A 16,617-nucleotide genomic window follows, 5' to 3' on the forward strand; every position below is an offset into this window, starting at 1 on the left:
GGACGGACGGCGCGAATGGATTTCCCGTCACGCCCGTGCGCAGCTCTCCCCAAAGCATCACATGTGCGTACATTGGGGTCATGGCACGAGCCCGTACATCCCGCGTCCGGGGCAGCACCGCCTTGACGGCGTACGCCGCGCACCGCCGTCCGCGGTACCTGCTCGGCAACGCGCTGCGCGCCGCCAGGGTCTACGTGACGAGCGCCTGCCGCGTCGTCCTGCTCGGCCCCGACGGCACGCGCTACTGACGGCCCCGGACAGCCCCCGTCAGAGCAGCTCGTCCGCGTCCACGATGCGGTACGCGTAGCCCTGCTCGGCCAGGAAGCGCTGCCGGTGGGCGGCGAAGTCCTGGTCGATGGTGTCGCGCGCGACCACCGAGTAGAACCGGGCCTCGTGGCCGTCCGCCTTCGGCCGCAGCACCCGGCCGAGGCGCTGCGCCTCCTCCTGGCGGGAGCCGAACGTGCCGGACACCTGGATGGCGACCGTCGCCTCGGGCAGGTCGATGGAGAAGTTGGCGACCTTCGAGACCACCAGCACCGAGATCTCGCCCTCCCGGAAGGCGTCGAAGAGCTTCTCGCGCTGCGCGTTGGTCGTCTCGCCCTTGATCACCGGGGCGTTCAGATGCTCGCCCAGCTCGTCCAGCTGGTCGATGTACTGGCCGATGACCAGCGTCTGCTCGCCCTGGTGCTTGGCCACCAGGGCCTCGGTGACCTTCCGCTTGGTCGCGGTCGTGGCGCAGTAGCGGTACTTCTCCTCGGCCTCGGCGGTGGCGTACGCCAGCCGCTCGGAGTCCGTGAGGTTGACCCGCACCTCCACGCAGTCCGCGGGCGCGATGTAGCCCTGCGCCTCGATCTCCTTCCACGGCGCGTCGAAGCGCTTGGGGCCGATCAGCGAGAAGACGTCCGACTCCCGGCCGTCCTCGCGCACCAGCGTCGCGGTCAGGCCCAGCCGGCGGCGGGCCTGGAGGTCGGCGGTGAACTTGAAGACCGGCGCGGGCAGCAGGTGCACCTCGTCGTAGACGATCAGGCCCCAGTCACGGGAGTCGAAGAGCTCCAGGTGCGGGTAGACGCCCTTCCGCTTGGTCGTCAGCACCTGGTACGTCGCGATGGTGACCGGGCGGATCTCCTTGCGGGTGCCGCTGTACTCGCCGATCTCGTCCTCGGTCAGCGAGGTCCGCTTCACCAGCTCGTGCTTCCACTGCCGGGCCGAGACGGTGTTCGTCACCAGGATCAGCGTCGTGGCCTTCGCCTCGGCCATCGCACCGGCGCCGACCAGCGTCTTCCCGGCGCCGCAGGGCAGCACGACCACCCCGGAGCCGCCGTGCCAGAAGCCCTCGACGGCCTGCTTCTGGTACGGGCGCAGCGCCCAGCCGTTCTCCGCCAGCTCGATCGGGTGCGCCTCGCCGTCCACGTAGCCGGCCAGGTCCTCGGCGGGCCAGCCCAGCTTCAGCAGCACCTGCTTGATCTGGCCGCGCTCGGAAGGATGCACGACCACCGTGTCCGGATCGATCCGGGCGCCCACCAGCGGGGCCACCTTCTTCGAACGCAGGATCTCCTCCAGCACCGGCCGGTCCGTGGAGGTCAGCACCAGGCCGTGCGCCGGGTGCTTGCTCAGCGTCAGCCGACCGTACCGGTCCATGGTCTCGGCGATGTCCACCAGCAGCGCGTGCGGCACGGGATAGCGGGAGAACTTCACCAGCGCGTCCACCACCTGCTCCGCGTCGTGCCCCGCGGCCCGCGCGTTCCACAGGCCGAGCGGCGTGAGGCGGTAGGTGTGGATGTGCTCCGGCGCGCGCTCCAGCTCCGCGAAGGGGGCGATGGCCCGTCGGCACTCGTCGGCCAGCTCGTGGTCGACCTCCAGGAGCAGGGTCTTGTCGCTCTGGACGATCAGACAGGACACACAAACCTCCGCATAGGGACGGGCCGGGACCGGGCCCGCTGCCGGGCTGAACTACCCATGGTCCCTCATCGCCCCTCACTAACGCTCCCCTCCCCGTCTTCCATCCCCGGGCTGCCCCTGAGTCGCCTCAACCGGGGTCCGGGCGGCACGTGCCGCCCGGGTGCCCCGCGGGGCACGGTGCCTGTCTGCGGTGGCGGGCGGCCGGCGCTTCGTCGGGGTGGTCACGGGCCACGCGGCCGGCCGTGCGGGGTTGCCGGTAGCGCCGGTGCGGGGGGTGAGTGACCTGCGCCGTGCGCCTCGCCGCGCCGGGCCGCGGGCGGGCGGGTCTCATCGCGCTGCGGTGAGTCTCGCCCTGGCGGTCCGTATGCCTGAGGGGGCAGGGCGCGAAGGCGCGGCCTGCGTGGGCGGCGTGGGCGGCGTGGGCGCAAATCGGTCGGGCCGGCGGTTGCCGTGCCGCAGCGGGGCTTGCCGCTTGGGGGTGGTCGGGCACGGCTGCCGCGCGGCGTAGCGAGGGCGTCGCGGCCCGACCGCGAGACGGGACGTTCCGGCATGACGGGGCCGCCGTGCGCACGAAGGCGGGGGCCGCGCATGTGCGGGCCGTCGCGTCGGCGGCTGCCGTGCCGCGGTGAGTCCCGCCACCGGCGGGCTACGCGAGGTCGTCGGCGAGTTCGGAGACGCCCGTGATGCGGTGCAGGGCGAAGGTGCGGACCTCGTCGGCGGTGTGGTCGTAGGCGGTCACGAAGCCGCCCTCGACGCGCAGCGGGCCGATGACGCGCTGGCTGGCGGCGCCGTCCGCGTTGACGTAGCCGATCCACACCGACTCGCCGGTGAGCACCGCGGCCTGCATCGTGGCCAGGGTCTCCGCCGCGGCCGTGCGGGGCAGTCCCCGTTCGCCGCCCGCGGCTGGGCGCGGCACGCTCTCCCGGCGGACCGCCGTGGAGGCGCGGTCGCCGGCCCTTATGGCCTTCACCGCGGCCCCCAGCAGGGTGTCGTCCGGGACCGGCGGGCCGTCCGTCACGGGGACGGGGGCGCTGCGCGGCGGCGTCCTGCGGGCGTCGGCGCGGGTGATGAGCACGTCTCCCTCTGCGGACTCCGCGGCCGGGGCCAGCCCCATCGCCCGCAGCCGTTCCAGCAGCGTGCCCGGGTCGGCCTGGGCGGCGAGCACGGTCGGCGCGAGGCGGCGCAGCCCGAGACCCGCCGTACGGCGGTCCGCCAGCACCTCGCTGATCAGGGCGTCGTCGTCGCAGCGCAGATACGCCGAGGCCGCGCCGACCCGCAGCCGGCCGTGGCGGCGGGCCACGTCGTCGATGAGGTAGCTGAGCGGCTGCGGCACGGGGGTGCGCGAGTGCGCGGCCAGGAAGGCGTGCAGTTCGGCCGCCGTACGTCCGGCGTCCAGGGCGCGCCGCACGGACTCGGGCGTGAAGCGGTACACCGTCGCACCGCCCTTGGACTCGATGTCCGCCAGCACGTGCAGCGTCTCCGCCAGATGCGGCTGGAGCGGGCCCGGCGCGACGGCGGTCAGGTCGGCCTGGAGCAGCACGTGGTCCAGCGGCTCGGGCAGCAGCGGCCGCAGCAGCGCGGCGGCACGCGCGGCCCGGTCCCCGTCGCCGGACAGCAGCGCCCGGCCGTGCGCCGCCAGGGCGCCGCGCCCCGTGACCCCCAGCAGTTCCGCCTCCGACGCCGACCACCGCACGAGGTCCGCGCGCAGCCCGTCCATCGACACACCGCCGCGCAGCGGACGCTCCCAGCGCAGCCGCGCCAGCAGGGCGTCGGGCGTGGCGGAGGCGCCGGCCGGCAGCGCGGCGAGGAAGTCCAGGACCTGACGGCGGATCTCGGGCGCGATCGAGCGGTCCAGATCGGGGCCGAGCGCGGCCAGGGCGCGGCCCTTGGGGTCCCGGGTGCCCACCACCCCGGAGGTCCGGGTGGCCGTCAGCCACGCCGTGACCAGCGCCGCCCAGCGCAGCTCGGCCGGCAGCAGCAGCCACTCGTCGTACCCGGGTGTGGGCGCGTACGCCTCGTCCACTTCGCCGTCGGAGGCGACCAGGCCCGCGGCGTAGGCGAGCTCCAGCCAGAACGCGGCGACCGGCTCCGCCACGTCCAGGGCCGTCGCCAGCCGCTTCAGGTCGCGCACGCTCAGGCCGCCCGCGCGCAGGATCTGCGGGCCGCCGGTCTCCCACTGCTTGAGCAGTTCCTCGACCGTGCGGATGGCCGTGAACGCCTGGCCGGCCGCGGTCGCGTCCACAGCCTGTGGATCGTGCGCGCGCGGCTCCACCACCGGCGGCACCGGCTCGGGCGTACGGTGCGCGCGGCCGTCCCGCAGATGCAGCGCCACTTCCCGGGGGAGGACGACATTGCGGGCCCCGGCGGGCAGCAGCAGCCCCCGCTCCAGCAGCCACCGCACGGGCGGCGGCGGGGCGCCGACGTCCGCCACCTCGCCGTACGGCGGACCCCACGTCAGCCTGCCCAGGACCGCGGTCGCTTCCGGCGGCGCCTCCTGGAGCAGCGCGGTCATCCGCGTCCGGTCCCCGAACAGCGAGGTCAGCGCGTCCACCGCACTCACCGGGTCGTGCGTCGGCGGCAGCCCGGCACCCTCCAGGATCTGCTGGAGGCGGCCCGGCGACATCCCCGACGTCGCCTCGGCGACACTCGGGCCCAGCCCGGTCGGCGAGAGGCTGCCCGCGGCCGGGGCCAGGATGTCCCGCGCGGTCCGCACCAGCCGCAGCCGGTCGTCCCCGCCCCACAGCAGGGCCTGCGCCCGCAGCGTCTCCAGCGCCCCGGGCAGCGCGCCGGCCGCCTCAGGGCCCATCAGCGCGAGCAGCGTCCCGTACGGCGCCCCGTCCGGGGCGATCGCGAGCGCCTCCGCCACCTGGAGCGTGAACCGGTCCAGCCGCTCCAGGGCCCGCACCACCGACGCCCGCGTCCCGGCGCGGGTCGCCAGCTGCGACAGGTCGTTGGGCACGGGACTCAGCAGATCCGGACGCGCCCTGAGCAGCGCGGACAACGCCCCGTCGCCACGGGCGCGGAGATCCTCCGCCAGCGTGCGCGGCTCCGCCGCGGGCCCTTCGGTGGTCATCTCACCCACATTAGCCGCGCCGCCCGCGCCCGTAATCCCCCCGCCCGTTCCGGCGGCGCTCCCCGACGGGGTGTCCGGGGGGCCGAACGCCGGGGGGCGGGGCGGGCGTTGGGGCGGGCCGAGGCGGTAGTTTCAGGGGCATGGGTGCGGAGGGCGACCAGTTGGTGCTGGACTACCTGAGCAGGGTGGGTGACCTGGCGCAGACGGCGCTGCCCGCGGCCCGCCGGGCCGAGCTCGTGGCACGACTGCGGCAGGACATCGACCGGGAACGCGGGCGGAGCGACAGCTCCGCGGCGGTGCGGCGCATCCTGAAGCGGCTGGGGACACCCGACGAGGTGGTGCGGGACGCCGCCGCGCTGCCCGCGGCCCGGCCCGCCGGGCCCGAGCCGGGGCCGGAGCCGCGGCCCGCCGCGGAGCCGGACTGGTGGCGCCTGGCGGAAGGGCGGCAGCCGTCGCTGCGCCCGGTGGTGCCCGGCGACGAACTGGCGGGGCTGCCCGGCATGACGGGCGGGGTGACGATCCCCATGACGCCCCCCGAGCCCGAGCCGGAGCCCGATCCGGAGGAGGAGGCCGAGCCCGAGCCCGAGCAGGCCGAGGCGCCGCCCCGCAAGCGGCCGTGGCGGCCGTCCGCCCTGCTGGAGACGGTGGCCGCGCTGCTGCTCCTCGCCGGCGCGGTCCTCGGATCCTGGATCGCCCTCCTCACGGGCTGGGCGATCGCCTACTCCTCGCGCCGGCTGTCCCGCCGCGCGGCCCGCTTCGCCGCGCTGGGCGTGCCCGGCACGGTGGCCGCGGGCGCGCTGGTGTGGCTGTGGGGGCGGCTGGACGGCCGCTGGGGCGAGCCCATCCCGCAGGGACACATGAGGGACGCGATCGGCGACACCCTCCCCGTCGCCCTGCGCATCGCGGCCGTGGCCTCAGCCCTGTTCCTGCTGTGGCAGGGCCACCGCGCCGCCCGCCCCCGCCGCTAGCCAAGCCCTGCCGCCGACCGCCGCTGGGGGGGGGTGCCTCCGTGCCGCGCCTGCTCAGCTCCGCTGGGGGGGTGCCCCGAGCACGGGGCTTCTTCAGCCTTCGGCTGGGGGTGTCTGCTGAGGGGCGATGCGCCCGTGCCGCGGCTCCCTCGGCTCCGCCGGGGGTATCCCTGCACGTCGCCGGCCTTCGGCCGAGGACCCTGGCATGGGCTGCCGCTCGGAGGCGCTCCCGTGCCGCGGCCTCCTCTGCATCGCCGGGTCCCGTGATCCCCCGGCCTTGGGCCGGGGGTGCGTGCCGCGAGGGCTACCGCTGGCACCGTGCCGCCTGCTGCTGGGGTGCCCCCGGAGCGGGGAGCTTCCCGGCCCGCGCCGGGGGCACACCCGGGCTACTGCCGGGACCGTGCGCTACTGGGGTGCCCCGTGCGGCGCTCCCTCAGCTCCGCCAGGGGTACCCCCGAGCACGGCACTTCCCAGCCCTCGCCGGGGGCGTCCCCGCAAGGGTCACCGCTGGGAGGCGCCCCGTGCCACGAATCCCTCAGCTCCGCCGGGGTATCCCCGAGTGCCGCAGGTCCACAGCCCTCGGTCGGAGGCCGATGTCCCCGCGGCGTGTCGCCCCGTCGTCGGAGCAGTTCGCCACGCCCGTCGTGGGGACGGCGCACCGGTGGGGCAGGGGCCCGGAGGGGCCGGGGTGGGCTGGTTAGGGTGTTTGCTATGCCCATAACCGTCGGCTTCGACCTCGACATGACCCTGATCGACTCCCGCCCCGGCATCAAGGCCGCCTACGACCGCCTCTCCGCTGAGACCGGCGTCGCCATCGACTCCGCGCTCGCCGTGACCCGCCTCGGGCCGCCGCTGGACTGGGAGCTGGCCCAGTGGTTCCCCGCCGAGGACATCCCGGCGGCCGCCGACCGCTACCGGGCGCTCTACCCCGACTACGCGATCGCCCCCACCCCGGCCATGCCCGGCGCCCGGGAAGCCGTGGCCGCCGTGCGCGCGGCCGGCGGGCGGGTCGTGGTGGTGACGGCCAAGCACGAGCCGAACGCCCGGCTGCACCTCGACCACCTGGGCATCGCCGTCGACGAACTGCGCGGGTGGCTGTGGGCCGAGGCGAAGGCGGAGGCGCTCACCGAGTACGGGGCGACCGTCTACGTCGGAGACCATGTCGGCGATGTCGTGGGAGCCCGTACGGCGGGTGCGCTGTCCGTGGCGGTCCCCACCGGGCCGGTCGGCGCGGACGAACTGCGCGCCGCGGGCGCGGACGTCGTACTCGCTGATCTGACGGAGTTCCCCGCCTGGTTCGCCGGCTACGTCCCGGACGTCGCCTGACGGCTCTGCGCCCTGGCCGACCGCAGCAATCCGGCCAGTGCCAGCGCGAAGCCCACGCCCATCAGCATGGACACCAGGTAGGCGGCGGTCGGCAGCGGGTCCGAGCCGAGCAGGAGAGGTGCCACGGTGGCGAGTGTGGCCAGTGCCCCGACGGCGAAGACCACGCCGCCGACGCGTACCAGCACATCGCCCGGTTTCCGGGTTTCGTTACTCACCGCACCAGGGTAGATCGCGGGAGGAAGACGCAGCGCATCGGCCGGATGACGACCACCGGGGAGAGAAGCCGACGGCGTCTTGTCACACGCCCCGGGGCCATTAGCCTTGGGGCAGCGGGTCTGTGAAGGGACCCGCTGTCTTGCTATCCAAGAGCTTTTTTCCTTCTACAGCGAGGACGAGGTCGGACGTGCCTACCGGCAAGGTGAAGTGGTTCAACAGCGAGAAGGGCTTCGGCTTCCTCTCCCGCGACGACGGCGGTGACGTCTTCGTCCACTCCTCCGTGCTGCCGGACGGGGTCGCCGTGCTCAAGCCGGGCCAGCGCGTGGAGTTCGGCGTGGTCGCCGGACAGCGCGGCGACCAGGCGCTCTCGGTGGTCCTGCTCGACCCCGCGCCGTCCGTGGCCGCCGCGCAGCGCCGCAAGCCGGACGAACTGGCCCCGATCGTCCAGGACCTCACGACCCTGCTGGAGGACGTCGCCCGCTCGCTGCAGCGCGGCCGGTACCCGGACAAGGAGCACGGCCACAAGATCGCGTCCGTGCTGCGGGTCGTCGCCGACCAGCTCGACGTCTGACCGACGCGCGGTCGGGCCGGCCCGCGCGGCCGGAGACCGGCGTCAGAAGTCCAGCGCGCCGGGGCCGAGGGGCGGTACCAGTCCCTCGGCCGCCGCCCGGGTGAGCAGGCCGCGGATCGCCGCGTAGCCGTCCTCGCCGAGGGCCGAGGTGAACTCGTTGACGTACAGCCCGATGTGCTGGTCCGCCACCTTCGGGTCCATCTCCTGCGCGTGCTCCATGACGTAGGAGCGGGAGGCGTCCGGGTCGTCCCAGGCCATGTGGACGGAGGTGTGCACCGCCGCGGCGAGTGCGCGCAGCCGCTCCTGGCCCAGCGAGCGCTTGGCGATGATCGCGCCCAGCGGGATCGGCAGGCCGGTGGTCTGCTCCCAGTGCTCGCCCATGTCGGCGAGCTTGTGCAGGCCGTAGTTCTGGTAGGTGAAGCGCGCCTCGTGGATGACCAGGCCCGCGTCCACCCGGCCGTCGCGCACCGCCGGCATGATCTCGTGGAACGGCAGGACCACGATCTCGCCCACGCCGCCCGGCACTTCGGCGGCCGCCCAGAGCCGGAAGAGCAGGTACGCCGTCGAGCGCTCGCTCGGCACCGCGACCGTGCGCCCGCTGAGGTCGGCGCCCTTGCCCGAGCCCTCCTCGGCGGTCAGCACCAGCGGGCCGCAGCCCCGGCCGAGCGCGCCGCCGCCGGGCAGCAGCGTGTACTCGTCCAGGACGTACGGCAGCACGGCGTACGACACCTTGAGCACGTCGAGTTCGCCGCGCTCGGCCATGCCGTTGGTGATGTCGATGTCCGCGAACGTCACGTCCATCTCCGGCGCGTCCGGCACGAGGCCGTGCGCCAGGGCGTGGAAGACGAACGTGTCGTTGGGGCAGGGGGAGTACGCGATGCGCAGCGCGGCGGATTCACTCATGTCGGATCTCCAACGTCCAGCAGGTCCGGCTGCTTCCGCAGCAGCGCGAACGCCTCCGTGAGCGCGTCGAGCGCGTCAGGCACCCGCCAGGACGCCCGGTCCCGCGGCCCGACGGGATTGGAGACGGTGCGGATCTCCAGCACCGGCACCCGGTGCACCACGGCGGCCTCGGCGACCCCGAAGCCCTCCATGGCCTCGCCCACCGCGCCGGGATGCCGCTTGATCAGCTCGGCGGCCCGTTCCGCGGATCCGGTGACCGTGGAGACGGTCAGCAGCGGCCCGTACCCGGCGCCCAGCGCCTCCGCGACGCGCCGCGACAGCTCCCGCGGCGGATGGTGGGCGGAGGTGCCGAAGCCGAGTTCCGCGACCGGGATGAAGCCCTCCGGTCCCTCGGCGCCGAGGTCGGCCGCCACGATCGACTCCGCGACCAGGGTCGAACCGATGCGTGCCACGGGCTCGAACCCGCCGGCGATACCGGCCGAGACGACCAGGTCGTACGGGGCGCTGGCCAGCGCCGCCGCCGTTCCCGCCGCCGCGGCGGCCGGGCCCACGCCCGCGGCCAGCACCGTGGCCGTCGGGGCGCGCAGGGCCGTCCGCCCGCCGGGCAGCGGATGTTCGGCGGGACGGCTGCCGAAAGCGCGCACGACCGCGTCCCGTTCCGCCGCTACGGCGGTGACGACCAGAAGGCGGGGAGTCATCCGCGGCGCGCCGGTCAGTCCGCCATCTTCAGCTTGAACTGCCAGACGCCCAGATACTCCTGGGTGCCGGCCGTCTCGATGACGTTCAGGGTGACCTCGTCGGTGGTCTGCCCGGTCTGGGAGTCCGAGAACAGCGTCTCCGCGTCGATGGAGCGGTAGGTCACGTCCTTGAGCAGACCGGACTTGCCGGAGGTGCCGGCCGCCACGACCCAGCCCTTGTCGGAGATCGACGGGTCCACACCGATCCGCACCTTGTCGCCGGTGTGCACCGTGAGCGTCTTCTTCGGCGTGCCGTTCAGACAGGCCAGGAAGGCCTTCTCCGTCAGCTTGTCACCGTCTGCGTAACAGTTGTCGGCTGCCTCGGTGGTCACACTGTCGCCGCCGACGGTGACGGTCACCATGGGCGTCGGCTTCTCGCAGGCGGAGAGGGCGATCAGCCCGAGGGACACGGCCCCGAGGGCGGCGGCGCGGCGGCGAATGCTCATGGGGGTGAGGCTACCGGGCGGGTGCGTCCGCGCTGCGCGGGGGTCGGCTCGTGTCCCCGCCACCTCGGGTTTCCGCCGCCCGGCTGCCGCCCGGCCTCCCGCGGCACGCGGCCGCCGCGGGAAAACGCCGGGCCCTTTACACCGTCCGGGGGCGCGTCGCCCGGCGGCGCGAGGCGGAGACCAGCCCGCGCACCGAGAAGGTGAAGCCGACCGCGACCATGAAGGCGGCCACGGACATCCCCAGGGTGCCGTTGAGCGGCAGCACGATGCCGACGGCACCGCCGATCACCCACGCGAGCTGCAAAGCGGTCTCGGACCGGGCGAAGGCCGAGGTGCGCACCTCCTCCGGCACGTCCCGCTGGATCATCGCGTCGAGGGAGAGCTTGCTCAGCGCCTGCGCGACCCCGGCCCCCGCCGCGACCAGCGCGATGGTCAGCAGCCCGTACCGGGCCGCCGCCACGCACGTCGTCGTCAGCGCGCCGATCATCGCGAACATGATGATCCGCTCCGGGCCGCGGTCCTTCAGCCATGAGCCCAGCGCGGTGCCGAAGGCGTTGCCCACCCCCGCGGAGACCGCGGCGACACCGAGCGAGACCGGGCCCGACAGCCCGCCCAGCGGGTGGTCGCGCAGCAGGAACGCCAGGAAGAGCGTCAGGAACCCGGACAACGCGCGCAGCGCCGCGTTCGCCTGGAGCGCGTACAGCACCGGGCCGCCGACGCTGCCCAGCCCCGGCCGACGCGGCCGGCCCGGTCGCCGGTCCTCCTTGTCCAGGGAGGTCGCGCCGGCACCGGCCGTCAGTTCGGCGCGCGCCTCGCCCTTCGCCGAGTCGACCTTGTGCGGGAGCGAGAAGGACAGCAGCGTGCCGCAGGCGAAGACCACGAAGGCCCCGTACAGCGGCGCGCCCGGCCCCAGCAGGTGCAGCAGGCCGCCGATGGGCGCGGCGGCGGCCGTGGCCAGCAGACCGGCCAGCGTCACCCGTGAGTTCGCCTTCACCAGCGTCGTACGGGCCGGCAGCAGCCGTGGCACGACCGCGCTGCGCACCACGCCGTACGCCTTCGAGGCGACCAGCACGCCCAGCGCGGCCGGGTACAGCTCCAGCCCGGCCGTCGCCACCACACTCGCCATCGTCCAGGCGAGGATCGCCCGTACGAGCATGGAGACCGCCATTGCCGCGCGCCGCCCGTGCGGCACCCGGTCCAGCAGCGGGCCGATGACCGGCGCGAGGAGCGCGAACGGCGCCATCGTCACCAGCAGGTACAGGGCGACCCGGCCGCGGGCCTCGCCCGTCGGCACCGAGAAGAAAATCGTGCTGGCGAGCGCGATCGTGATCAACATGTCGCCCGCGCTGTTCACCGCGTGCAACTCGATCAGCTTCGCCAGACCCGACTCGCCCGCGCCCCCGGCATGCGTGTGACGTCGGACGCGGCGCACCACAGCGCCCGACGAACGCTGCGCGGCACGCGCGACAGCGGTCCCCGCCCTGCGGACCGGACCGGGGCCGGACGTCACTGTGCGTGCCACGCTGGCCAGTCTGCCCTACCGGGCGGCTTTCCGAACGGGGTGCGCACCGATAGCGTGCGATCGCGCAGAATGGAGTCAACAGGTGCGCCCGAGCTCGTTCGGGCCGGCAGCGTTGAAGCGGTCCTCCGGTCCGCTCCGCCACCGCCCGCCCGGTCTCGGCGGCGCACGCGTGAAACGGCGTAGGAGAGAATCGATTCTTGTGAGTGCTGCGATGCGAAGCCGTACCCCTGACCGCCTGTGCGCCGAGGCGATCGACGTTGCCTTCGAGGCGGCCGTCGAGGCTTTCGGCCCCGAAGCGGTCGGCGAGCACCTCGGAGCGGTGGCCGAGGGCGAGCGTGTCGTCACCCACCTCTTCGACTGCCGCGAGGCGGGCTACCGGGGCTGGCGGTGGGCGGTCACCCTCACCCGCGCCTCCCGGGCCAAGGCCGTCACCCTCGACGAGACCGTGCTGCTCCCCGGCCCCGACGCGGTCCTCGCCCCCGAATGGGTGCCGTGGAGCGAGCGCCTCCGCCCGGGCGACCTCGGCCCCGGCGACCTCCTGCCCACCGAGTCCGAGGACCTGCGCCTCGAAGTGGGCTTCTCCGGCGAGGACGTCCCGCCGCCGAACTCCGCCGTCTCCGAGGAGATGGCCGAGCTCGTCGAGGCCGAGGACGCCGACGTCGCCGCCGGCCCGCCGGCGCAGCTGCCCATGGCGCCCTCCTTCGGGACCATCGCCGCGGTGGCCGAGGAGATCGGCATGGGCCGCCCGCGCGTGCTCTCCCGCTACGGGCTGCACGTCGCCGCGGACCGCTGGGAGGACGAGTACGGGCCCAAGGCCCCCATGGCGCAGTCCGCCCCGGCCCAGTGCGTCTCCTGCGGCTTCCTCGTCCCCCTCGCGGGCTCCCTCCGGCAGGCCTTCGGCGTGTGCGCCAACGAGTTCGCGCCCGCGGACGGGCGCGTCGTCTCCCTCGCGTACGGCTGCGGCGCCCACTCCGAGGCGGCGGTCATGCCGAAGACGCCGCGGCCGGCGCCGCCCGTTCTGGACGAGACCGCGGTGGAGCCGCTGCCGCTTCATCCGGACCGGCAGGGGTCGGTCGAGGACTCGACTCCGCAGGAGGAGTTGGGCCACAGCTAGGCGCTGCGCTTCGCCTGACCGGGCCTGGGTTTTTTCCCCGCCCTCCCGCCCGTGTGCCCGGCGCGGTAAGTGCGGGCCCCGCACGTGTGCTGTGGGGTCGGTGCCGCGCCGGGGTACGTCCTCAGCGCTCGCGGGTCGGCCCTGACATTCGTGTACCGCGGTCACCGCTCGTCGCTTCCGGGCGCACCCCGCCACACCCCCTCCCGGGTCGGTTGGGGCGGCTTACGGCCGGTGGGGTGTCTGTGGGCGGTGACGGCTGCGCACTTGGACGGCGCGGCGCCAACGGGTGCCCGAGCACGGTTCCGTCCATACCCACCCACCGGGGATCAGGCGCGAGAGCTCACGAAGGGGGCGGGGGAGTTGGGGGCACCTCCCAGCGGTAGCTGGGGGAGGGTGGATGTTCTGGACGGCATATTTGTGTGCGGTACCCGGGGCGAACAGCGGAAAGTGCTGGAAACGCACGTAAATATCCAGTCCAGGACGTGCAGCCCCGGAGGCCCCGAACCCGGCCCCCGCACCACTTGCGTCGGGGCGCCCGGACCGCGCCGGGCACACGGGCGGGAGGGCGGGGAAAGACGGTAGCGTCGGGCCCACAGGCTGGACGTGAGGGGAAGAGGCGACGTGAGCGGGACCGCGATGGACCGGGGCGCAGATCCGTTCGGGACGGACCGGCTGCGCCGGGCCGTGCTGGACGCGTGGGCGGCGTCGCCCGCCCGGTTCCGTGAGGACGCCAACGCGGAGGAGGACCTCGCCCTCGGCGGCTACCGGGACCGCCTCGTCGTGGAGCTGGCCCAGAACGCCGCGGACGCGGCGATCCGCGCCGGCGTGCCGGGCCGGCTGCGGCTCACCCTCCGGGGGGACGTGCTCGCCGCGGCGAACACCGGCGCGCACCTCGATGCCGTCGGCGTCGAGTCCCTGTCGACGCTGCGGGCGAGCGCCAAGCGCGAGGCGGCCGATGCCGCGGCCGTGGTCGGCCGCTTCGGCGTGGGTTTCTCCGCCGTGCTCGCCGTGTCGGACGAGCCCGCAATCCTCAGCCGCACCGGGGGTGTGCGCTGGTCGCTGGCGGAGGCACGCGATCTGGCGAACGAGACCGGCGGCCGTTCGCCGGGGCTCACCGACGAGCTGCGCCGGCGTGACGGCCATGTGCCGGTGCTGCGGCTGCCGCTGCCGGCCGAGGGCACCGCTCCGGACGGCTACGACACCGTCGTGGTGCTGCCGTTGCGCGACGGCGCCGCCGCCGACCTCGCGGGCCGTCTGCTCGCCTCGATCGACGACGCGCTGCTGCTGACCCTCCCGGGCCTGTCCGAAGTCGTCGTGGAGACGCCGGAGGGCGTGCGCACGCTGACCCGCCGCACGGACGACGGCCTGACCGTGGTCGAGGACAGCGCGAACGGCACGACCCGCTGGCGCACGGTGACCGACGCCGGGCAACTGGACCCGGCGCTGCTGGCCGACCGGCCGGTCGAGGAGCGGCTGCGGCCGGTGTGGTCGGTGACCTGGGCGGTGCCCGTCGGGGCCGAGGGCGAGCCGGAGCGGCCGCGTACCGCGCCGTTCGTGCACGCGCCGACGCCGACGGACGAGCCGCTGGGCCTGCCCGCGCTGCTGATCGCCTCGCTCCCGCTGGACCCGACCCGCCGGCACGCCGCGCCGGGCCCGCTGACCGCGTTCCTGGTGGAACGGGCCGCGGAGGCGTTCGTGACGCTGCTGGCCGGCTGGCGGCCGGTCGGCCCGGGCATCGTGGACCTCGTGCCCGGACCGCTCGGCAAGGGCGAGCTGGACGCAGAGCTGCGCCGCCGGGTGCTGGAGCTGCTGCCCCGGGTGGCTTTTCTGCCGCGTGCGGCGGACGTTCCCGTGGGCCCGGACGAGGAGGACACTCTGCCGGCCGCGCTGCGCCCGGTGGAGGCGGAGGTCGTCGAGGGCGCGGGGGCGGAGACCGTCCGTGTGCTGGCCGAGGTCTTCCCGACGTTGCTGCCTCCCGGTCTTGAGCGCCGCCCGGAGCTGCGGGTGCTGGGCGTGGCGCGGTTGCCGCTGGGCGACGCCATCGACCGTCTCGCCGGTGCGGAGCGTCCGGCGCCCTGGTGGCGGCGGCTCTACGACTCGCTGGCCGGTACCGACCCGGACCGCCTCAGCGGGCTGCCGGTGCCGCTGGCGGACGGCCGTACGGTCGTGGGGCCGCGTCAAGTGCTGCTGCCGCTGCCGGAGATGGACAGCGTGTACGGCGACGGGGACCAGGCGGCGGCCGGCACGGCCCTGCCCGCGGCCTCCGAACTGGCCCGGCTGGGGCTGAAGGTGGCCGATCCGGACGCCACGCACCCGCTGCTGGAGAAGCTGGGCGCCACCCCCGCTACCCCCCGTGCCGTTCTGACGACTCCCCAGGTGCGGGCGGCGGTCGCCGCGTCCCTGGAGGCCGGTCAGGTCTGGGACGAGAACGCCCTCGACCCCGAGGAACTGGCCGAGGTCGTCCTCGGCCTGGCCCGTGCCGCGAACCTCGCGCCCGGCGACGAGCCGTGGCTGGCGGCGCTCGCGCTCCCCGACGACGAGGGCGAACTCGCCCCCGCCGGCGAACTCGTCCTGCCCGGCAGCCTGTTCGAGCAGGTCATCCGCGAGGGTGAACTCGGTACCGTGGACGAGGACCTGGCGTCCCGCTGGGGCGAGCAGCCGCTGACCGCGGTCGGTGTACTGGCCACCTTCGCCCTGGTCCGCGCCACCGACGTGGTGCTCGACCCGGACGAGCTGGAGCCCCGGGAGAGCGACTGGGCGGAGCCGGACGACGCCGGGCTGCTCGACGCGGTCGACGTGTGGTGCGAGGACGTCCTCGACCAGCTGCCCGACACCGATGTGCCGCCGGTCGCCACCGAGATCGTCGCCGTCCGCGACCTCGACCTCGTCGACGACGACGCCTGGCCGCAGGCGCTCGCCATGCTGTCCGTGCCGCCGCTGCGCGACGCGATCACCCAGCCGGTGCGGGTGCTGCTGCCCGACGGCACGACGGAGTCCGTGAGCCCGTACACCGCATGGTGGCTGCGCGACCATCCCGTCCTCGACGGGCGGCGGCCGGTCGGTCTGCGCGCCGCGGGCAGCGACCCGCTGCTCGCCGGGCTGTACGACGAGGCCGAGGCCAGCGCCGTGGACGACCAGGTGCTGCGCGCCCTCGGCGTGCGCACCTCCGCCGCCGCCCTGCTCGACGAACCCGGCGGTGCCGCCGAACTGCTCGGCCGGCTCGTCGACCCGCGCCGCACCGCCACCCCGGCCCAGCTGCACCACCTCTACGCGCAGCTGGCCGCCCTCGACCCCGAGCAGGTGACGCTGCCCGACGATCTGCGGGCCGTTGTCGACAGCCGGTACCCGGAGATCGTCGAGGCCCCCGACGCCCTCGTCGCGGACACCCCGGACCTGCTGCCGCTCGCCGGGGGCCTCCCGCTGCTGCCCGTACCGCCGGCGCGTGCCGCCGCTCTTGCCGAGCTGTTCCAGGTGCGCCGGCTCAGCGAGGCCTTCGCCGCCCCCGTCGTCTCCGAGGGCGAGCTCCACGACGTCGCCGAGGCGGTGCGCGAGCTGCTGCCCGGCGCGCCCCTGACGTACGTCGAGCACGAGGAGCTGCTCGTCGAGGGCCCCGACGGCGCCCGCGTCGAACTCGACTGGCGCTGGATCGACGGCACCCTGCACGCCGCCACTCTGGAGGGCGTCGCCGCGGGCCTGTCCTGGGCGGCGGGCGCCTGGCAGCGCCGGTTCGAGGTCGCCGCGCTGCTGGAGGACGAGTCCCGGACGGAGGAACTGGCCCGGGACCGCTGGTTCGACTGAGCTCGCGCGGGGCCCGGCGTACATGAACTGCGGGTGCTGCCGTG

Annotated in this window: 13 protein-coding genes; 6 read left to right on the forward strand and 7 right to left on the reverse strand. The window is 74.9% G+C overall.

Going from position 1 to position 16,617, the window contains the following annotated elements; translation table 11 throughout:
• Positions 1–80 precede the first annotated feature (80 nt).
• Positions 81–248 carry a hypothetical protein gene (locus ABZ883_RS04005; RefSeq protein ID WP_360901027.1) on the forward strand — a complete coding sequence of 56 codons (168 nt, stop codon included), beginning with the start codon at positions 81–83 and terminating at the stop codon, positions 246–248.
• A 19-nt stretch (positions 249–267) separates the two neighbouring features.
• Here ABZ883_RS04005 and ABZ883_RS04010 read toward each other — a convergent pair whose 3' ends face one another.
• Both ABZ883_RS04010 and ABZ883_RS04015 read right to left on the reverse strand, forming a co-directional pair.
• Positions 268–1,899 (reverse strand): DNA repair helicase XPB, encoded by a 1,632-nt coding sequence (locus tag ABZ883_RS04010; RefSeq protein WP_360901030.1) that lies wholly within the window; start codon positions 1,897–1,899, stop codon positions 268–270.
• Positions 1,900–2,545: 646 nt separating this feature from the next.
• Entirely contained in the window at positions 2,546–4,972 is a 2,427-nt protein-coding gene (locus tag ABZ883_RS04015) for a helicase C-terminal domain-containing protein (protein ID WP_360901033.1), read from the reverse strand.
• A 140-nt stretch (positions 4,973–5,112) separates the two neighbouring features.
• Here ABZ883_RS04015 and ABZ883_RS04020 point away from each other — a divergent pair, with 140 nt between their 5' ends.
• The gene (locus ABZ883_RS04020; protein WP_360901036.1) at positions 5,113–5,940 is read left to right on the forward strand and encodes a hypothetical protein; all 828 of its coding nucleotides are present in this window, start codon (positions 5,113–5,115) and stop codon (positions 5,938–5,940) included.
• Positions 5,941–6,651: 711 nt separating this feature from the next.
• A complete protein-coding gene (locus ABZ883_RS04025) occupies positions 6,652–7,266 on the forward strand; it encodes a haloacid dehalogenase-like hydrolase (protein WP_360901039.1) in 615 nt (204 codons plus the stop codon).
• On the opposite strand, the gene ABZ883_RS04030 is transcribed toward ABZ883_RS04025, so the two are convergent.
• Positions 7,245–7,481: a hypothetical protein gene (locus ABZ883_RS04030; protein WP_360901042.1), complete on the reverse strand. Its 237-nt coding sequence runs from the start codon at positions 7,479–7,481 to the stop codon at positions 7,245–7,247. The genes ABZ883_RS04025 and ABZ883_RS04030 overlap by 22 nt on opposite strands.
• A 188-nt stretch (positions 7,482–7,669) precedes the next feature.
• On the opposite strand from ABZ883_RS04030, the gene ABZ883_RS04035 reads away from it, so the two are divergent.
• A complete protein-coding gene (locus ABZ883_RS04035) occupies positions 7,670–8,053 on the forward strand; it encodes a cold-shock protein (protein ID WP_319662974.1) in 384 nt (127 codons plus the stop codon).
• A 42-nt stretch (positions 8,054–8,095) separates the two neighbouring features.
• On the opposite strand, the gene ABZ883_RS04040 is transcribed toward ABZ883_RS04035, so the two are convergent.
• The 4 genes from ABZ883_RS04040 to ABZ883_RS04055 all read right to left on the reverse strand — a co-directional run bounded on the left by ABZ883_RS04040 (position 8,096) and on the right by ABZ883_RS04055 (position 11,670).
• On the reverse strand, positions 8,096–8,956 hold the full coding sequence (locus ABZ883_RS04040) for a 1,4-dihydroxy-6-naphthoate synthase (RefSeq protein WP_360901045.1): 861 nt from the start codon (positions 8,954–8,956) through the stop codon (positions 8,096–8,098).
• Positions 8,953–9,654 (reverse strand): futalosine hydrolase, encoded by a 702-nt coding sequence (locus ABZ883_RS04045; RefSeq protein ID WP_360901048.1) that lies wholly within the window; start codon positions 9,652–9,654, stop codon positions 8,953–8,955. Before ABZ883_RS04045 ends, ABZ883_RS04040 begins: the two co-directional genes overlap by 4 nt.
• A 14-nt stretch (positions 9,655–9,668) precedes the next feature.
• A complete protein-coding gene (locus ABZ883_RS04050) occupies positions 9,669–10,139 on the reverse strand; it encodes a hypothetical protein (protein ID WP_360901051.1) in 471 nt (156 codons plus the stop codon).
• Positions 10,140–10,275: 136 nt separating this feature from the next.
• Positions 10,276–11,670, reverse strand: coding sequence for an MFS transporter (locus ABZ883_RS04055; RefSeq protein ID WP_360901642.1), 1,395 nt, complete (start codon positions 11,668–11,670; stop codon positions 10,276–10,278).
• A gap of 202 nt (positions 11,671–11,872) precedes the next feature.
• On the opposite strand from ABZ883_RS04055, the gene ABZ883_RS04060 reads away from it, so the two are divergent.
• On the forward strand, positions 11,873–12,775 hold the full coding sequence (locus ABZ883_RS04060; protein ID WP_360901054.1) for a DUF3027 domain-containing protein: 903 nt from the start codon (positions 11,873–11,875) through the stop codon (positions 12,773–12,775).
• A 636-nt stretch (positions 12,776–13,411) separates the two neighbouring features.
• Entirely contained in the window at positions 13,412–16,573 is a 3,162-nt protein-coding gene (locus ABZ883_RS04065) for a molecular chaperone Hsp90 (RefSeq protein ID WP_360901645.1), read from the forward strand.
• The last annotated feature ends 44 nt before the right edge of the window (positions 16,574–16,617 follow it).

It is taken from the genome of Streptomyces sp. NPDC046977 (assembly GCF_040644455.1).
Lineage (GTDB): Bacteria > Actinomycetota > Actinomycetes > Streptomycetales > Streptomycetaceae > Actinacidiphila.